The 17,905-nt window shown below is 72.0% G+C and carries 14 protein-coding genes; 7 read left to right on the top strand and 7 right to left on the bottom strand.

The annotated features are described in order from the left end of the window. Positions 1–23: 23 nt before the first annotated feature. The 4 genes from ACZ3YO_RS29360 to ACZ3YO_RS29345 form a co-directional block, all read right to left on the bottom strand. Positions 24–1,403 (bottom strand): MFS transporter, encoded by a 1,380-nt coding sequence (locus ACZ3YO_RS29360; protein ID WP_465575152.1) that lies wholly within the window; start codon positions 1,401–1,403, stop codon positions 24–26. Continuing rightward, a complete protein-coding gene (locus tag ACZ3YO_RS29355) occupies positions 1,400–2,203 on the bottom strand; it encodes a glycerophosphodiester phosphodiesterase (protein ID WP_465575149.1) in 804 nt (267 codons plus the stop codon). The genes ACZ3YO_RS29360 and ACZ3YO_RS29355 overlap by 4 nt, the downstream gene beginning before the upstream one ends. Before the next feature lie 256 nt (positions 2,204–2,459). After that, entirely contained in the window at positions 2,460–2,945 is a 486-nt protein-coding gene (locus ACZ3YO_RS29350) for a hypothetical protein (protein ID WP_465575147.1), read from the bottom strand. A 142-nt stretch (positions 2,946–3,087) separates the two neighbouring features. After that, entirely contained in the window at positions 3,088–3,939 is an 852-nt protein-coding gene (locus tag ACZ3YO_RS29345; protein WP_465575144.1) for a helix-turn-helix domain-containing protein, read from the bottom strand. A 98-nt stretch (positions 3,940–4,037) separates the two neighbouring features. Here ACZ3YO_RS29345 and ACZ3YO_RS29340 point away from each other — a divergent pair, with 98 nt between their 5' ends. Together ACZ3YO_RS29340 and ACZ3YO_RS29335 are read left to right on the top strand one after the other, a co-directional pair. Beyond that, positions 4,038–5,477, top strand: coding sequence for an amidase (locus tag ACZ3YO_RS29340; RefSeq protein WP_465575141.1), 1,440 nt, complete (start codon positions 4,038–4,040; stop codon positions 5,475–5,477). 184 nt (positions 5,478–5,661) lie between these two features. Further along, on the top strand, positions 5,662–5,832 hold the full coding sequence (locus tag ACZ3YO_RS29335; protein ID WP_465575138.1) for a hypothetical protein: 171 nt from the start codon (positions 5,662–5,664) through the stop codon (positions 5,830–5,832). Positions 5,833–5,936: 104 nt separating this feature from the next. Here the strand turns inward: ACZ3YO_RS29335 and ACZ3YO_RS29330 are convergent, their stop codons facing one another. Together ACZ3YO_RS29330 and ACZ3YO_RS29325 are read right to left on the bottom strand one after the other, a co-directional pair. Next, a complete protein-coding gene (locus tag ACZ3YO_RS29330) occupies positions 5,937–9,449 on the bottom strand; it encodes a hypothetical protein (RefSeq protein WP_465575136.1) in 3,513 nt (1,170 codons plus the stop codon). 15 nt (positions 9,450–9,464) lie between these two features. Next, a complete protein-coding gene (locus ACZ3YO_RS29325) occupies positions 9,465–9,851 on the bottom strand; it encodes a hypothetical protein (protein ID WP_465575133.1) in 387 nt (128 codons plus the stop codon). Between ACZ3YO_RS29325 and ACZ3YO_RS29320 the strand changes: the two genes are divergently transcribed. The 3 genes from ACZ3YO_RS29320 (at position 9,787) to ACZ3YO_RS29310 (ending at position 14,693) form a co-directional block, all read left to right on the top strand. Then, complete coding sequence (locus tag ACZ3YO_RS29320; RefSeq protein WP_465575130.1) at positions 9,787–10,179, top strand: putative quinol monooxygenase; 393 nt, start codon at positions 9,787–9,789, stop codon at positions 10,177–10,179. The genes ACZ3YO_RS29325 and ACZ3YO_RS29320 overlap by 65 nt on opposite strands. A 282-nt stretch (positions 10,180–10,461) precedes the next feature. Then, complete coding sequence (locus ACZ3YO_RS29315; protein ID WP_465575127.1) at positions 10,462–13,116, top strand: SpoIIE family protein phosphatase; 2,655 nt, start codon at positions 10,462–10,464, stop codon at positions 13,114–13,116. A 287-nt stretch (positions 13,117–13,403) separates the two neighbouring features. After that, on the top strand, positions 13,404–14,693 hold the full coding sequence (locus tag ACZ3YO_RS29310) for an LLM class flavin-dependent oxidoreductase (protein WP_465575125.1): 1,290 nt from the start codon (positions 13,404–13,406) through the stop codon (positions 14,691–14,693). 97 nt (positions 14,694–14,790) lie between these two features. Here the strand turns inward: ACZ3YO_RS29310 and ACZ3YO_RS29305 are convergent, their stop codons facing one another. Next, a complete protein-coding gene (locus tag ACZ3YO_RS29305; protein WP_465575122.1) occupies positions 14,791–14,934 on the bottom strand; it encodes a hypothetical protein in 144 nt (47 codons plus the stop codon). Positions 14,935–15,392: 458 nt separating this feature from the next. On the opposite strand from ACZ3YO_RS29305, the gene ACZ3YO_RS29300 reads away from it, so the two are divergent. Together ACZ3YO_RS29300 and ACZ3YO_RS29295 are read left to right on the top strand one after the other, a co-directional pair. Next, a complete protein-coding gene (locus ACZ3YO_RS29300) occupies positions 15,393–16,301 on the top strand; it encodes an alpha/beta hydrolase (protein WP_465575119.1) in 909 nt (302 codons plus the stop codon). Between the two features lie 560 nt (positions 16,302–16,861). After that, positions 16,862–17,851: a PI-PLC domain-containing protein gene (locus ACZ3YO_RS29295; protein WP_465575117.1), complete on the top strand. Its 990-nt coding sequence runs from the start codon at positions 16,862–16,864 to the stop codon at positions 17,849–17,851. The last annotated feature ends 54 nt before the right edge of the window (positions 17,852–17,905 follow it).

Genomic DNA, 17,905 nt, shown 5'->3' with positions numbered 1-17,905 from the left:
TCAGGCCGCCGTGGGGCGGACCGTCAGAGCCGTTCGGGAACGGGGTTGCCGACGGCCTCGATGGCGCGGCGGACGGGCACCTTCGCCAGCACGGCGAAGCCGATCACGAAGAAGACCAGCAGGGAGATGATCGCGGAGCGGTAGCTGCCGGTGATCTGGTAGGCGAGGCCGAAGACGAGCGGGCCCATCCAGCTGGTGCCGCGGTCACTGACCTTGTAGACACTGAAGTACTCGGCCTCCCGGCCGGCCGGGATGAGGTGGGAGAACAGCGAGCGGGAGAGCGCCTGGCTGCCGCCGAGCACCAGGCCGATCATGCAGGCGAGGGCGAAGAACCAGGCGGGCTGGTGGGCGGGCATGAAGTACCCGAGGGCGAGGGTGACCACCCAGCCGACCAGGGAGCCGAGGACGGTCTGCTTGGCGCCGTACCGGTGGGCGATCCGGCCGAGGAGCAGTGCGCCGCCGATCGCGACGATCTGGACCAGGAGCACGGCGACGACCAGCGAGGTCTGGTCCATGCCGAGCTCCTCGCTGCCGTAGAGCGAGGCCTGGGAGACGACGGTCTGGATGCCGTCGTTGTAGCAGAGGAAGGCACCCAGGTAGAGCAGCGTGAGCGGGTACTGGCGCATGCCGCGCAGGGTGCGGGCGAGTTCGCGCAGGCTGCCGGCGGCGGGCCGGTCGGGCACGGCCGCCGCACGGTCGGGGGCCGCACCGGCCCGGGAGGGCAGCCGCAGCATCGGAACGATGGTGAACAGCGCCCACCACAGGCCGGCCGAGGCCAGGCAGATCCGCACGGCGGTGCCGGAGGACAGGCCGAGCGCGTCGTGGCCCTCGAACAGCGCCAGGTTGGCGATCAGCAGCAGGCCGCCGCCCGCATACCCGTACGCCCAGCCTTTGGAGGAGACCGCGTCGCGCTCGTCGGGGGAGGCCAGGCCCGGAAGGTAGGCGTAGGAGAGCGCGACCGACACCGCGTACGCGATGTTGGCGACCACCAGCAGTGCGCCGCCGAGCAGGTAGCGGTCGCCGTCAAGGAGGAACATCCCCATGGTGGCGATCGCGCCGACGTAGGCGAAGCCGCACATCAGCTCCTTGTGCCGCCCGGTGCGGTCCGCGACCGTCCCGGTCAGCAGCATCACCGCGACCGAGAGCAGTACGGAGAAGGAGACCGTGTAGGGGAAGAACGAACCCGCGCGGACCGAGAGGCCGAGCGGGTGCACGTCACCGGCCGCGTCGGCGGCGTTCTTGGCCACCGAGGTCAGGTACGGGCCGAGGAACACCGTCAGGACGGTGGCCGAGAAGGCGGCGTTGGCCCAGTCGTTGATGTACCAGCCGAACTGCATGCGGCGCAGGGCGCGGTCGTCGGTGGCGGTCGTCAGGTGGTCCGGTAGCTGGGCCGTGGTGTTCATGGGGCTCCTATCACCGTGCTGGAGCCGGTGCTGCCGTCGGTCCAGCAGCCGCGCTCGCCGAGGACGTCCCGCAGGACGTCGATGCGATCGGCCATGATGCCATCCACACCCAGGTCGAGGAGAGCCCGGATCCGTGTGGGCTCGTCCACAGTCCAGACGTGCACCTGAAGTCCGGCGTGGTGGGCGGCGCGGACGAAGGCGCGGTCGACGACCGGCAGGCCCCGGTGACGCTCCGGCACCTGCGCGCACACCCCGGTGAACGGCGCCCCGCGCCCCCGCAGCAGCGGCCCGGCCAGCGAGCGCAGCCGCAGCCGGGCCACCTCGCGCGGGCCGAGCGAGGTGGCCAGCCGGGGGCCGGCGGCGGCGCGGACGGCTGCGAGGCGGCTGTCGGAGAAGCCGCCGACGCAGACCCGGTCCCAGGAGTCGGTCCGGCGGATCGCCTCGACCAGCGGCCCGATGGCCGGTGCCGCCTTGACGTCGATGTTGAAGCGGGCTCCGGGAAACGCGCCGAGCAGGTCCTCCAGCAGCGGTACCGGCTCGGTGCCACCGATCCGGGCCTGCCTGACGGCGTCCCAGGGAAGTTCGGACACCGCCCCGGTGCGGTCGGTGACCCGGTCGAGGCGGGAGTCGTGGAAGGCCACCAGCACGCCGTCGCGGGTGGCGTGCACATCCGTCTCGAGGTAGCGGTACCCGAGGGCCACGGCGGCCTCGAAGGCGACGAGCGAGTTCTCGGGGTGGCCGAGGTCACCGCCCCGGTGCGCGAAGGCGAGCGGCCCCGGCTGGTCGAGGAAGGGGTGCATGTCGTGCTCCGAGCTGCTGGGAGAGGGACCCGCCGGGCCCGCGAGGCCCGGGCGGCGCTGCCCGCTCCGACGACGCCCGGGTGATGCGCGTTACAGTATTACGCACCCTGTCAAGCGGTAATGCCCGGTGCGGCGGATCGGGCCCGGGCAGTGACCTCCGCAGTTCGCCGGCACAGGGCCGTATCCACGGCGCCTCCACGTGGTGCGCGGCGGCGGTCGGGGGATCGTGGCCACCGTGTTGCCGGACCGGGCGGGGTCACTCGTGGAAACGCGGCTGGCGTTCCTTGACGGCATGTAGCAGCGTGATGCCGAGCCACGGGCCGCCGTACCAGTATTCGGGTCCGAGTCCGCGCAGGGTGCCTTGGCCGATCTGGTCCATGGACCACAGGTCCACGCCCACGGCGCGGCCCGCCGGCAGCCGCCTGGCGGCCTCGATCAGCACCGCTCCGCGGCCGCAGCCCAGGTCCAGCAGCTGCTCGTCGCCTTTCAGGCCCACCTGGGACAACTCCCGCTCCCAGACGCGGAGTTTGCCGCGCAGTGTGGTGTGCAGGTAAACCCCGGTCTGGGCGAGCAGTGCCGTCCCGGCAGTCGCCATCGCGATCCGTCCTGACCGCCACCGGCCGGCGGTCAGGCAGCAGGCCACCCCGGCGGCGCCGAGGACCGCGGGGAAGGCCGGCGCGTCAACGCCATACCGCGGCCACGGAAGGCGCGGCAGTGTGGAGTCGTTCCGATTCTTGGACATGATCGCAGTGTCACGGACGCAACCGCCTGGCGTCTTGGAGAAATGTTCCCTCCGCGAGCGGGGGATGCCGACCTTTCTCCGAACGTATTCTGACGATACGTCATACGGTATAGGTCATACGTCATGCATCATGCGTCGTGCGTCATCCGCCGGACAGGTATTCGGGGGCGGCCCACGCGACGTCGTCGACAGCGAGCCAGGGCGCGACCGCGACAGCCGTGGGCGTCACCCCGGCAAAGGCCACGACATCCCGATGGAGGTGGGACTGGTCGGCGTAGCCGATCTCGGCCGCCACCAGCGAGGCGCTGTGCCCCGCAGCGAGACGGTGGGCCGCGTGGTCGAAACGGACGAGCTGGGCCGCGCGCTTGGGGTTGAGGCCGATCTGGGAACGGAACCGCGACCACAGGCGCTTACGGCTCCAACCGACCTCGGTGGCCAGCCGTTCTACCCTGACCCCGCCCCGCTTCGCCAGCATCTGCCCCCAGATGAAGGCGACTTCCGGGTCGACCGCCGGGCCTGCCTCATGTCGTCGGGCGAGCGCGGCCTCCGCGATCGCGAACCGGTCCTCCCACGACCCGGCGGTGCGTAGTCGCTCCTGGGTACGCGCGGCGTCGCGGCCCCAGAGGTCGTCGAGGGACACCACCATCCCGCCCGACTCCGCAGAGCCGCCCAGCACCGCGTGCGCGACCAACGGCGACAGCCGCACCTGCAGACACTCGATGTCCTGGCCGCGCCCTCGAACGCCACCGGCCGCGAGTCCGACGACGACGGTGCCGCCCAGCCGCCGGCCGCGGATGTCGTCGACGGCGAGCGGCCCGTCGCCCAGGTCGACGGCCACCGTGACGGCCGGGTACGGGACCACGTTCAGGTCGACGAGATCGGTGGTGCGGGTGCGGAACCCGGCCATGCCGACCCCCGGCAGTCGACCGGGCCGTGACGGGGTGGCGATGTCCCACAAGGCCGCGGCGTCATGAGCAGACTCGGCAGACGGCATGTTCGCCAGGCTACGCGACATTCATCCAAGCCACTACGGCGGCGACGCGACGACACTGACGGCCTATCACAAGCACCCTCGACCGGAAAGGCCAGCTCGTGACGCGCTCGCCGATCGACCCGTTCACTCCCGCCCTCGAACTCGCCGCGGCCATCCGCAGGAAGGAGGTGAGTCCGGTCGAGGTGGCCGACCGCTGTCTCCAGCGGATGGACGAACTCGACCCCCGGCTGAACGCCTTCTGCCACCGGGCCGACGACGAGGTCCGCAAAGCCGCGTCTGCCGCAGCCGACGCAGTCGTGCGGGCCCGGTCGACCGAGGACCTCCCGCCGTTCCACGGCGTCCCGCTGCCGATCAAGGACCTCGTCCACGTTGCCGGATGGCCCACCAGCCATGGGTCCGCCGCCGTCCGGCGGGTGCCTGCCGCAGCGTCGGACCCGGTCGTGCGTCGATTCGTGGACGCCGGGTTCGTCCTGCTCGGCAAGACCACCACCTCCGAGTTCGGCACCGTGCCCTTCACGGAGAGCGAAGCCCTGGGTATCTCGCGCAACCCGTGGGACCCGGACCGCACACCGGGCGGGTCGTCGAGCGGAGCGGGCGCCGCCGTCGCCGCCGGAATGGCGCCCATCGCCCACGCCGAGGACGGCGGAGGGTCGATCCGCATCCCCGCGTCGTGCAACGGACTCGTCGGGCTCAAACCCACCCGCGGCCTGGTCAGCAACTCGACGGTCAACGTGGAGGGTCTCGCCACCAGCGGCGTGATCACCCGCTCGGTGGCGGACACCGCGGCCGTCCTGGATGTGCTCGCGCGCCACGATCCGGCCGCGTGGTGGTCACCTCCGGCCGCGCGCCGCCCCTTCGCCGCTGTCATGAAGACGGACCCACCGAGCGGGCTGCGGATCGGTGTGCTCACCGACTCCCCGATCGAAGGGATAGGGGTGGATCCTGCGTGCGCGGCAGCCGTCGGCATCACCCTTCGGACGCTCGAATCCGCCGGCCACCACATCGTCGACACTCCTCTTCCGCTGCCCCCGAGCGACGAGTTGGTCGCGGCGTTCACCACCATCTGGAACGTCGGCGGTGCCGGGATCGCGCTCGCGGACCCGGACCGCGTCGAGCCCCACAATCGTGCCCTGCGTGATGCGGCACGATCCATCGACTCGTGGTCCTACGCAGAAGGAGTGCAAAGGACCCAGCAGTTGTCGCGGCGCATCGTGGAAGGCTTCCTCGCAGGCTTCGACCTCCTCGTCACGCCCACGATGGCGTGCCTCCCGCCGCGTGTCGGTGCCTGGCGGGCAGGCGCTGGCGACGATCCCCTGACGGCACTGCGGAACAGCTACCCGATGGGGGTCTTCACGTCCGTGTTCAACGTGACCGGGCAACCCGCGATCTCCGTCCCCGTCCACCACGATGCCGCCACCGGCCTGCCCGTCGGGGTCCAGATCGTCGCCCCACCGTGGCGGGAGGACCTCCTGCTCCAGGTGGCCCGCACGCTCGAACTCGCGCACCCGTGGACCGGTCGCCGCCCGCCTGTCAGCTGAGGACGGCGGCTCCTCGGGGTGGAGAGGCACGACCGGTCTCCCCGGAGGCGGGCAGTGCGGACACCGTGTAGGCGGAGCCCTGGGACACGACCGGGACGGGAACGGGGCGCTTGCTTCATGCAGGTGGGACGTTCCGCCCGCGAGGGTGGATGGCGCAAGGCGCACCCATCCAGGAGGACACGTCATGCTGCACTACTCACAGCACAAGCTGCGTGAGGCCGATCTGCTCCGGGAGGCGGAGCGGGAGCGGGCCATCCGCGCCGCAGTCGAGGGTCGGCCCGACCCGGCCGGGAGTACGCGGCGCTCCCTCGGTCTCGTCCCTGCCTGGCTCCGGCGGCGAATCGCCCACGCCTGAGCACGGCTCGGGGAAACCATCCTGAGCATCACCCCGTGGCACCGGGCCGCGAGCACATCTCTTGACGGCGCTCGCGGCCCGGTCACGTCTGTCGTCGGCCGGCCCTACCGTGCTGCCGCCCGGGGCTGACCGGAGAGTTGTCGGACCTCATCGGCCAGGACGGTCAGGGACTCCGGGGCCACGGTGGTCAGGACCTCCAGCACGGAGTACCAGCCGCCCGAGCGCACCGCCTCGGCGACCATGCGCCTGCCCGTCGGAGTGGGACCGCTCCTTCGGGCAAGAAGCGAGAGGGCGCGAGTCCGGTGGTAACCGTCGGTGATGGTGCGTGCCACCTCGTGGGCTTGATCGACCAGTCCCGCTGCGGCGAAGGCGTGGACAACCTCCACCAGGGCCGAGGCCTGAAGCCTGTTGCGAACGCTGGTCCGAGCAGATGTGAGGGCCCGCCCGGCCTGTTCGCGTGCGGGGCCGATCCGGCCGGCGGTGGCGAGTACCACGGCCATCCGGGCGCGGGCTTCGGATTCGGCCGCGCCTTCGGGGAGGAACCGGATGGCTTCGGTCACCTCGTCGATCAGGTCGAGTGCGTCGTCGGTGCGTCCGGATACGGCGAGCGCCTCGGCGACACGGGCGATGGCGTCCGCGCGGTCGGTGGCCTCCACGAGGCCCCGGGCGAGCGGCAGTGCATGCCGGCTTCCTCCGCTCATCGCGAGGCTGCCGGCGAGCCGGCTCAGGCATGTGTACTGTCGGTGGGGGGCGAGGATGGTGGAGGCGATGTCCATGGCGTGATCGAAATGACCTGCGGCCGCGAGTACCTCGGCGATCTCCGCGGTGTACCAGGCCGCCAACCAGGCGCGGTCCTGCCCCCGCTGGTCGTCCACCAGCCTGTGGGCGAGGTCGAGCGCTCGGCCGGGCCGGCCGATGGCGACGAGCGCTTGGGCACTGCTGGCCAGGGCACCGGAGTCGGACCGATCGCCCGCCGCCAGGGCGACCGCGCGATCGACCAGCTCCACCGTCCGCCCGGTGTCTCCGATGTGCGCCGAGGCGAGGGCGGCATCCGCGAGGTGCACGGAAGACCGGGACGAGGGGGCGGCGGCGAGCTCATGGGCGGCGGCCGCATGTGCGAGGGCGCGCGCCCGGCCGGTCTCCCCGATGTCGGCCAACGCCTTGACGAGACCGGGGAGGGCTGCGGGCCGTCGCGAGGGTCTGGCGATGGTGCGCGCGGTGGCCCGATGGGCGAGTTCCGTGGCCTCGGTGACCAGGCCTTCGAAAGCGAGCGCCTCGGCGACGCCGGACAGTGCCGCGGCCTGGGTCGCGGGGGTGCTGATGGTGAGGGCGAGGGCGACGGCCTCCTCGGTACGGCCGCTGTCGGCGAGCAAGCCGGCGGCGACGACCAGCAGACTCTCGGACGCCGGATGCGGTGCGCCCTCCTGAGCAGCGAGGATGACCTCCCGGAGCAGGTCGTCGGCTTCCTCCGGACGCCCGTCGTCGTACAGGGCCCTGACGATCTCGGGTAGCACGTCCGCCTGTCGGGCGGGGTCGGTGATGGTGCCGAAGGCCTCGATCGCCTGCGTGGTGTGTCCGGTCCGGGCCAGCCCTGCGCTGACTCCGGCCAGTGCTTCGGCCAGCCGCAGCGGATCCGTGATTCCGCCGGCGAGCTCCAGTGCCTGCTCGGCGTCTCCGATCGCGGCGAGGGAACCGGCGAGCTCTGCGAGGTCCATCTCGCTGAGGCGGTACGGGTCGTCCCGGGGATCGGCGGGAGCGACGTGGCGGCGAAAGAGGTCCAGGGCCTCTTGCGAACCGTGGGTCGCGGCCAGGAACGCCAGCTCCTTGCGGCGTACCGACGGCAGACGGATGGCCTTGGCGATGGCGACGGCCCGGCCGATGAGTGCGGCGGCTCGTTCTTCGTCCCCGGTGAGGGCGACCACGTCCGCGAGGTCCGCGAACACCCGGTAACGGTCGTGGTGGATCTGGTTGCGGGCGTCGTCGTAGGCGTCACGAGCGAGGTCGAGCGCCTGGTCGTACCGGCCGGTCCTGGCGAGCGCGCGAGCGATGACGGTGCGGAGCCGGGCCCGCTGCCGCCAGTCCTCGATGCCGCGGACCTGATCGGCCGCCTCGACGCCGAGCCGTGCGGCCGCGAGACCGTGATCCTGGCCGGCCACAGCCTCGGCCAGGGCCCCGATGACCACGCCGAGGGCTCCGGCCCGCCGGTCGGGGTCGGGGAACGACCTGGCGAGGTTTGCGGCTCGTTCTGTCTCTCCCAGCCGGGCCCACAGAGCGATCAGGCTGTCGGGCGTGCTCCGGTTGCGGTTGTGCAGATCGCCCCGGTGGTCGGCCAGGAGCAGCATCGAGTCGAGATCGACCGGCTCGCGGGCGAGCAGAAGGTCCTGTGCCGAGCCGATCTCCGTGAGGGCCTCAAGGTCGCTGCCGGACAGGTCGAACTGCCTGTCCTGCCGGTCGTGATCGGCGACCAGGCGCACCAGCTGTTCCAACTCGCCGGCTTCGCCGAGGAGTTGGGGATAGCCTCGCAGCAGGTACTCCGGGGTTCCGGCCGGCCAGGACCGCTCGCGGTACCGGCCGGCCCAGGAGTGCAGACGATCCCGGTACGCGGCCAGTTCGCCGTCCAGGAACTCCGCCGCCGCCTGCTGGAGCCCCTGGTGGCCCAGGAGGTACACCTCGGGCCCGGATCCGCCCCAGTGCGAGCCCTGGGTGACGAAGGTGCGACCCGTGACCGAGGTGAGGTGCCGCTGGACCCGCCACCTGGGGCATCCGGCGAGCTCGGCGAGGTCGTGGCTGCTCAGCCCGCCGCCCGCTGCGGTGAGCAGCCCGAGCAGGTCGCGCTCCACCCCCTCCGCCTCCAGCAGGCGCAGGAGTTCGCGTTCCATGTCGTGACGGGCGGCGGTCGCGTGCGGAGAGACCGCCAGCGCGTGGGAGCAGCCCGGGCTGCGGAGCGGGTGGTGCCCGGGGACGTCGTCGGGAACGGGCGGGTTGGGGCGGCCGGCGACCAGGACCCGCATGCCGGCGGGTGGTTCCGCCGGCAGCAGGGCGGCGATGCTGTGGCTCTCGGGGCCGGAGGTCACACCGCGGTCCTCATCGAGCCCGTCGACCAACAGGATCAACCGCTCCCCGCGGCCGGCGCACAGCCGGGCGGCCCGGTCCAGAGTGTGCAGGAACTGCTCGTCCCGGGTGTGCTCGGTGACCGGGGGCTCCTGCTCGCCGAGGAGCTCGCACAGTTGACGCTGGACCACCTCGCAGAACGCCGGCCGGTTGCTCTGGCCGGCGAGACGGGCGGTGATGAAGAAGGAAACCACCTGTACGCCTGCCGGAGGGTGCAGGGCGAACTGCGCCATCAGCGCGGTCTTGCCCGCCCACGCGGGGGCCAGCCAGCGGAAGTGGTCGGGCCCGTCGTCGGCGGTGCAGAACCGGTCCATCACCGCGAGCTCGTCGCGCCGGCCGGTGAAGTGCGGTGTGCCCAGCCTCCGGACCTGATGGAGGTAGCCCGAGCGCGCCACGGGAGGTGCGGCAACCCTCACGTTGATCTGGAGGTTGCCGTCACCTATCTGGACGCCCTCCGCCGCGCGGGCGTCCACCCGCACGGGCTGGTCCCCCGAGTCCCTGCTCAACGCCGCGGACGCCGCTCAGTTGAAGGTGTTGGTCTGCGTGCCGCGGTCACCGATCTGAACGCCCTTGGCCTCCCGCGCGTCGACGGCGTACCTTCCGGCGTTCGCTCCGCTCCCGTGGGCCTCCAACCGCGCCAGCAGCTCCCGGGCGGCGTCGACGACCGCCGGATCCCGGTCGGCTCCGGCCGCGGCCAGCTCGGCGGTCAACCGCGCCTCCCACACACCGGGTTCGGTCTCGACGGTGTCGAGCACCTCGACGGCCTGCTCGCCCCGGGAGGCCAGGCGCCGGCGCACCGCGTCCCGCAGGCCCTCGTAGGCTTCGCGTACGGCAAGACTGAGGGTGTCCCTGACCCCGGCCGAGGCCCCCGCTGCCATCGCCGCGACCACCAGCTCGATTTCGCTCACCAGACCCCCACTCGACGGACGACTTGATCGACAGTATGCCCGATCTGATGGTGCGTCCGGCCGCCGCGAAGAAGTCCTGGCCGTGTTCGGGAAGCACACCCCAGCCGTCCATGCCGAGAGCGGGTGTCGGATGTACGCCGTCCACGCCGGCACCGACCGGGTCACCGTGGTGGAGACATGGGCTGACCGGTCCAGCCTGGACGCCCACGGCGAAGGCGACGCTCCGGGCGCGATCGCCGCTGCCGTCGCCGATGCGCTCGCCGGGCCCCTCGACATCGCGGTCGGGCAGCCGTTCCCTGCCGGAGAATCCGCCAAGGGGCTGATCTGATCCTCGCGGACTCCTGTGCGGCACCCTCGTCGACCGTGCCGGGCACGGAGAGTGGCGCGCCGACGACGTTGCGCTGCTGGGTCCGGGGCGGGTGGGCGTGGCGCCTGTGGGGTGTTCGTACGAGGCCCGTCGTACGGTGTGCCCCGCTCGTGCCCGGGGCGGGACCATGGGTGTATGGCCAAAGACACGGGCCCCTCTCCCCGGCCGCGCCGGCGCCGGTCGGGTGGCCGTCGTGGGCGGCGGGACCCACGCCCAGTCCCGCGGGAGCCCTCGGCGCAACGCATGCGGTCGGTGCTCGGCATCCACAGCGTCGCCGGGCAGATGTTCGTTTTCCAGGTGCTGATCGTGCTGCTGCTCGTGGTGGCGGCCGTCGTCGCGCTGCTGATCGAGTCCCGCAGCGACCGGTACGCCGCAGCGCGTGACCGCTCGCTCGCCGCGGCCGAGTCGTTCGCCCACAGTCCCGGTCTGGTGGCGGCGATGCAGGGCCCCAACCCCAGCGCAGAGCTCCAACCGCTGACCGAAGCGGCCCGCAAGGGCGCCCAGGTCGACTTCATCGTGGTGGCCGACCGGAACGGCATCCGCTTCACCCACCCCGAGCCCGAGCAGATCGGCAAGAAGTTCGTCGGCACCATCGGGCCGTCGCTGCAGGGCAAGGTCACCGTCGAGCAGGTGAACGGCCCACTGGGCCGGGAGTACCAGGTGGTGGTCCCGGTGGAGGACGCCAACGGTGCGGTCGTGGGCATCGTGTCGTCCGGGATGAAGATCACCAATGTGAGCAGCGCGATCAACCATCAGCTGCCGGTCGTCCTGGGTGCCGGCACCGTCGCGCTCGGCCTGGCCACGGCCGGTACGGCGCTGGTGGGCAGGCGTCTCCTCCGGCAGACCCACGGCCTGGGGCCGGAGGAGATGACGCGCATGTACGAGCACCACGACGCGGTGCTGCACGCGGTGCGCGAGGGAGTGGCCATCGTCAGCGGCGACGGCCGCGTCCTGCTCGCCAACGACGAGGCGCGCCGGCTGCTCGACCTGCCGCCCGACGCGGAGGGGCGCGCCGTCACCGACCTCGGCCTCGGCCCCCGGACGACCGAGCTGCTGCTCGCCGGCCACGCGGTCACCGACGAGGTGCTCTCCGTCGGCGACCGCGTGCTGGCCGTCAATCACCGCCCCACCGACAGCGGGGGAGGCCCGCCCGGGAGCGTCACCACCCTGCGTGACTCCACCGAGCTGCTGGTCCTCGCCGGGAAGACCGAGATCGCCCGCGGCCGGCTCAGGCTGCTGTACGACGCGAGCATGGTCATCGGCACGACCCTGGACGTCCGGCGCACCGCGGAGGAGCTCGCCGGGATGGCCGCACGGGAATTCTGTGACTACGCCACCGTCGATCTCGCCGAGGAGGTCATGCGCGGCGAGGAGCCGCGGTCCCTGGCGGTCGGCGCTCCGGTGGAGCTGCAGCGGGTGGCGCTCACGGGCATCCGGGACGATTCGCCGCTGTACCCCCAGGGGGAACTGGTCACGTGGGCCGGGAGCACCCCGCAGGCGGAGGGCTTCGCCAGCGGGCATTCCGCGCTGGTGCCCGAGCTGGCGACCGACGCCGGGTGGCGCATGCAGGACGCCGAGCGCACGAGGGCGGCGCTGGAGTTCGGCCTGACATCGCTGATCGCCGTTCCGCTGACGGCCCGGGGTGTGCTGATGGGCATCGCCTGCTTCTGGCGCGGCCGGGACAGAGGTCCGTTCGAGGAGGACGACCTGTCTCTGGCCGAGGAGCTGGCCGCCCGGGCCGCCGTGTCCGTCGACAACGCCCGCCGCTTCACGCGCGAGCACGCGATGGCCGTCACCCTGCAGCACAGCCTGTTGCCGCGCGAGCTGCCCGAGCAGAGCGCTCTCGACATCGCCTACCGCTACCTGCCCGCCCAGGCAGGGGTCGGGGGCGACTGGTTCGACGTCATCCCGCTGCCGGGCACCCGTGTGGCGCTCGTCGTCGGCGACGTGGTCGGTCACGGCCTGCACGCGGCCGCGACCATGGGCCGCCTGCGCACCGCGGTCCAGAACTTCTCCACCCTCGACCTGCCGCCGGACGAGCTCCTCGGGCACCTGGACGAACTGGTCAGCCACATCGACCAGGAGACGGCCACCACGGAAGGGGTGCTCGCGATCAGCGGCGCCACCTGCCTCTACGCCGTCTACGACCCCACCACCGCCACCTGTGTCCTGGGCGGGGCGGGCCATCCGCCGCCCGCCCTCGTCCACCCGGACGGCAGAGTGGAGCTCCTCTCCCTCCCCGCCGGTCCGCCGCTGGGCGTGGGCGGGATGCCGTTCGAAGCCACGGAGGTGCGGCTGCCGGAGGGCAGCAGCCTGGTCCTCTACACCGACGGCCTGGTCGAGGACCGTACCCGCGACATCGGTGTCGGCCTGGACCTCCTCACCGCCTCCCTGGCCCACCCCGGCCGGTCGCCCCACGAGGTGTGCGACGCCGTGCTCGACGCCCTGCTGCCCGCCCGTCAGACGGACGACATCGCCCTCCTCGTCGCCCGTACCCGCGTGCTGGACCCCGATCGCACCGCCGAGTGGGAGGTGGCCGGGACCCCCGCGGCCGTGGCCCAGGCACGCGCCGAGGCCACCCGGCTGCTCACCGCGTGGGGCCTGGACGAGGCCGTCTTCGTCACCGAACTGGCGCTGAGCGAGCTGGTGACCAATGCCATCCGCTACGCGGCCGGTCCGATCAAGGTGCGGCTGCTGTACGACCGCTCGCTGATCTGCGAGGTCTCGGACTGCAGCAGTACCGCCCCCCACCTGCGCTACGCGGCGGCCGAGGACGAGGGCGGCCGCGGCCTGTTCCTCGTCGCGCAGCTCGCCGAACGCTGGGGCGTCCGTTACACCCCCGAGGGCAAGATCATCTGGGCCGAGCAGTTCCTGCGACCGGACACCCCGACGGCCTGACGCGTGGGCGGGCAGCCCGAGAAGCGAAACGCCCGAGAAGCGAAACGCCCGAGGAACGGGCAGTCCGAGAAGGCGCGTCGCCGGACCGGCGGGCCTGCGCACCGCCCCGCTCGTAGTCATGGCGGCCCGTACCTGCAGCACGAGTGGTCGCCGAGGGCGTTGGTACCGTTCCCTGCGGACGCGACGGACAAGCGGCGGCCGGCAGCGGAGAGAAGGAGTGCGCACCGGCGCGCGCATCCGTGTGCGACATCGGTTCCACGGCAGGCCCCTTATCTGGAGTGACGCGTATGAAGTTCGATCTCTTCTGCAGTCTGACGCAGGCTCAGCCAGGCGATTCCTTCCCCCCGCATGCCACGGTGTTACAGAACTTCCTCGAACAGGCTCAGGCGGCCGACGACTTGGGTTTCCAGACCCTCTGGGTGGCCGAGAGCCACTACAGCAGTGAACTGCAGCGCACCCACCGGCAACCGGTGATCCCGCACTGGCGCGGTGAAGTCGGACTCAACACGGATTTCTGCCAGTTGGCATCGCGCGTGCTCGCCAGTACCCGGCGGATCGACGTCGGGTCGGCCATCATGAACGTCGTCTGCAACGGCGGCCCGCTGGCCGCCGCCGAGCGGGTCGCCGCCCTGCTGGCCTGGCACGGTCTGGATCCGGCCGAGCAGCGCCGGCTGCACGTGGGCTTCGCGGGCGGGCGCTTCGACTACATCAACCGGCTGAGCGGAGTGGACGCGCGGACCGACTGGGAGCGCGCCGCCTGGCCGCAGGTCCGGTCCGCGATCACCGCGGAGGCCGCGGAGATCTTCGTCCGGCTGCTCTCCGGAGAGGTCCTCACCAGCGAGGACATTCCGGAAGCCGAACTGGGACCGGAGCGGTTCCCCGACGCGGAGAGCTACCGGCAGGCCCTCAAGGAGACCGGGTCGCCCGGGGACCGGGTGGTCGTGCCCCGCCGCTGGCAGTTCGAAGCGGTCAAGGCCGTTCCGGAGCCCGCCCGGCCCGAACTGCTCACCCTGGTCCTGGGATCGCAGGACCAGGCGCTCCAGGCGCGCCTGAACCGCTTCCGGCCGGTCCGGGTGTTCAACCTGAGCATCACCCCGCCCGAGGTCATCGAGGCGACGCACACCCGCCTGGCGCAGGCCTACCACCCCTCGGGCGGGCCCTGGCAGCGCTCGTACATGCCGCGCACGGTCTTCGTCTTCCTCGAGGACCGGCCCGGCTGGTCGGCCGAGCGCTCCCGGGCCGCGGCGCGCGAGGACGCCGAGCGCCGCCTGCGCGCGTACTGGACGGCCCTGGAAGGCACCCTGGATCCCCGAAAGGTCGCCTCCGCCGCCGACAACGCCCTCATCGGCACGCCGTCCGACATCGCCCGGCAGATCACCGAACGCTTCCATCCGGACGACCGGCTGATGCTCTGGTTCGACTTCTTCACCCACGACAGCGCGCAGGTGTGCCGGCAGATGGAGAGCTTCATCGCCAAGGTCGTGCCACTCCTGCCCAGCCACTTCGGCTCCCACCAGGAGGCGCAGTTGAGCTCCCGCCAGGAGGCGCCGGCCGGCGCGCAGTCCGGTCACCGCTGACGGGCACCTGAGGGCCGACGGCTCCGGATGCACCGACGATCCCCCCGGGGCGACGATCGCCCCGGGCGACGATGCCCCGGCCCGTGGGGGAGCGGTGTCATCCCGTGACGAGGCGGACCGCCTGATCGCGGGCCCGCACCGTCCACCCGGCGCGGTGCTGCTCCAGCATCGCGCCGGGTTCGGCCCGGAACGGCGCCGTGTACGGCTCCTGGAGCGGCAGTCGGAGGCTTTCCGTGCTCACCCGGGCCCCGCGGTCCGAGCACGTCGAGTGCGGCGACCTCGCGTTGCAGTGTCGACGCCGGCTCGGTGAAGTCGACAGGTGCGGAGGGAAGTTCGCTGCCACGTCGTACTGTCATGGCGTCAGTTCCCGATGCATCGGCGGGTAGTTGGTTCAACTCGGCCGTTCTTTCGAATGATCCGCGAGATCGGGCATATCCTGCCGGTGCCCGCCCTGCTCGGCGGGATCGTGGGAGGCGAAAGGGGCTTGGCGTGGGGGATGTCGGGTGGGCGGGCCGGTACGACAGCAGCTGCGGCGTAAGGCCGGCGGGCGCCGGCGCGCAGCGGTGCACGCTCGCGGACGAGGTACCGGTCCTCGCGACGGGCGTCGTTCCGGTCCGCGTTACCAGCGGGACGGGTGGCTGTGGGCAGCCGTTTAGCAGGGATGCGCCTGTCGGGCGGGAGCGGTGCAGCGTGAGCCCGATGACCGTGTATCGGCAGTACACCGCAGAGCAGTTGGCCGTACAGTACTCGCCCAGCTCGTGCGTGCCGGACCTGCGGGTGGAGTTGGACGCGTACGCGGCGGCGAGCGCCCGCACCCGGGCCGCGCTCGAGTGGCGGACCCTGAGCTACGGGCCCCGCCCCGAGGAGCGGCTGGACTTCTTTCCCGCCCCTGAACCGGCCGGGCCGGGCGGTCCCGGGGCGCCGCTGGTGGTGTTCCTGCACGGCGGCTACTGGCAGGAGCTGGGCAGGGCGGACGCGTCGTTCCCGGCAGCCGGGCTGAACTCCCGCGGTGTCGCGTACGCCGCCCTCGGCTACGGTCTGGCTCCCAGGTACGGGCTGGACGCCATCGTTGCCATGGTCCGCAGGGGGGCGCGGTGGCTGCTCGCCCACGCGGGCGAACTCGGTTGCGACCCCGCCCGGATGGTGCTGGCCGGCAGCTCCGCCGGCGCGCACCTGGCTGCCATGTGCCTGCTCGACGAGACGCCGGCGGCCGCACCGGGGCGGTCGGCCGGATGGGCCGGCGCGGTGCTGCTCAGCGGCGTGTACGACCTGGAGCCGGTGCGCCTGACCTATGTCAACGACCGCGTGGGCATGACCCGGGACGAGGCGCGGCGCAACAGCCCCCTCCACCACCTGCCGCGAACGCTGCCCCCGCTGGTGCTGGCACGCGGAGAGCACGAGACGGACGAATTCGCCCGTCAGCAGCAGGACTTCGCCCGGACGGCCCGCAGCCGCACCAGCTGGCTGGTCGAAGTGGTGGCCACCGGCCGGAACCACTTCGACCTGTGCTTCGACCTCGCGGACCCTTCCACGGCGCTGGGTCGCGCGGTCTGCGAGGTCACCGACTCCGTCCGCACCGGGCCACACGTCTACGAGGAAGCCACATGACCACGGGTGGCGGTCGCGGCCCCACCGAGGCAACCGGCCCCCGAACGCGCCAACCGCCGCGCGCGACCACGTCACCGCCGGTCGGACGGCTTCTCGGACTGGATTGACCCCGGTCACCGCCTCCGGCCGAGGGTTTCCCCCGGCACCTCGCCCCGGTCCACGTCGGGTTCCGGACACAGCGCCGCACGCCGAGGCCCCGGTACTCCTGGCGGCCGCTTCTGATTGTCACTCACCACGGATGCCCGCATTTGTAGTTGTGGCTGTGGACCTGCCTGGCCGAGATCGGACCGGGTGCCTCGCGCAGCCCGGGGACTCGGGGCAGAGTGGGTACGACCGATCGGCTCGGGGGACCTCGGCAGAGTTCCCCGCCGAGGTGGCGGGCCGGCGCTTTTCCGCTGCCGGCACGCCACCTCGGCCATGCCGTCGGAGCCCTGGAGGGCGCAGCGGCTGCCGGTCCGCTCTCTCTTCGCCACACGTCGGCGCGGGGGAGCGGGTTGTCTGCCGCTCATGACCACCCCGGCCCGGCCACCGACATGAAACGACATGAAGGAGTACGTTCCTTGACCACTCACCTCAGGCACGGCGCCGGCCCGCGGATCCTGCCGGCGCTGATGGCAGCGCTGTGCGGGATCATCGGTGTCACCGTGACGGGTACGACCCCGGCGGCGGCAGCCGATCAGCGTCAGGCGATCTACGCCATCGCGCACCGCGTCGACACCCTGGACGGCGTGGACGCCGCGCTCAACCACGGTGCCAACGGCATCGAGATAGACGTCTGTGCCTGGTGGAACCCGAACGAATGGCGCGCGTACCACGACTGTTCGTCGGCCGGTGACTCCCGGCTCGGCCCCAGCTTCGACAGCATGATCGACCGCATCGTCTCCAACGCCAACGCAGGGCGTCGGCTGGCACTGGTCTGGCTGGACATCAAGGACCCGAACTACTGCGGGGAGGAGCCGAACCGTGGGTGCAGCGTCGCCGGACTGCGGGACAAGGCGCAGCGGCTGACGGCTGCCGGGATCCAGGTGCTCTACGGCTTCTACGAGTACCACGGCGGCAGCACGCCGGATGTCGGCGGCAGGGGCTGGAAGAGCCTGGAAGGCAAGCTCGGCCGCTTGGAGGGCATGACGACGACCGGGACCCGCGATCAGGCCCGAAGCGCCTTCGACCGCTCCGGTGCCGCGATCCCGCCCGGTCACCGGGCGATGGACTACGGCGACAGCAATATCGCCAACGGGTTCGGCAACTGCACGGAAGCCACCTACAACACCTGCGCGGAGCTGAAGAAGGGCGCCGGGGACCGTGCCGCCGGACGGCTCGCGGCCACGCTGTCCTGGACGACCACCTACAACGATCCGTGGTACGTCGACAAGCTGCTGGGCGATGCGCGTGTGGACGGCATCATCGCGGGCTACGGCAGTTTCACCGGAGTGCGCGAGTACGACAACAGCTGGCAGTGCGCCAACGCCATCAACCTCGTCCGTGACTGGGTGAGCCGCCACAGCGCCACGCATCGCCTGGCCACCAGCGCCGACCGCATGTTCAGGTAGGGCGCCCCTCGCCGGTCCCACCCCGCGGGAGCCGTGAGCCGCGCCGCCGCGAGT

The organism is Kitasatospora sp. NPDC022785, from assembly GCF_055561295.1.
Note: the sequence above shows the minus strand (reverse complement) of the source record. Positions and strands in the feature narration are given on the sequence as shown.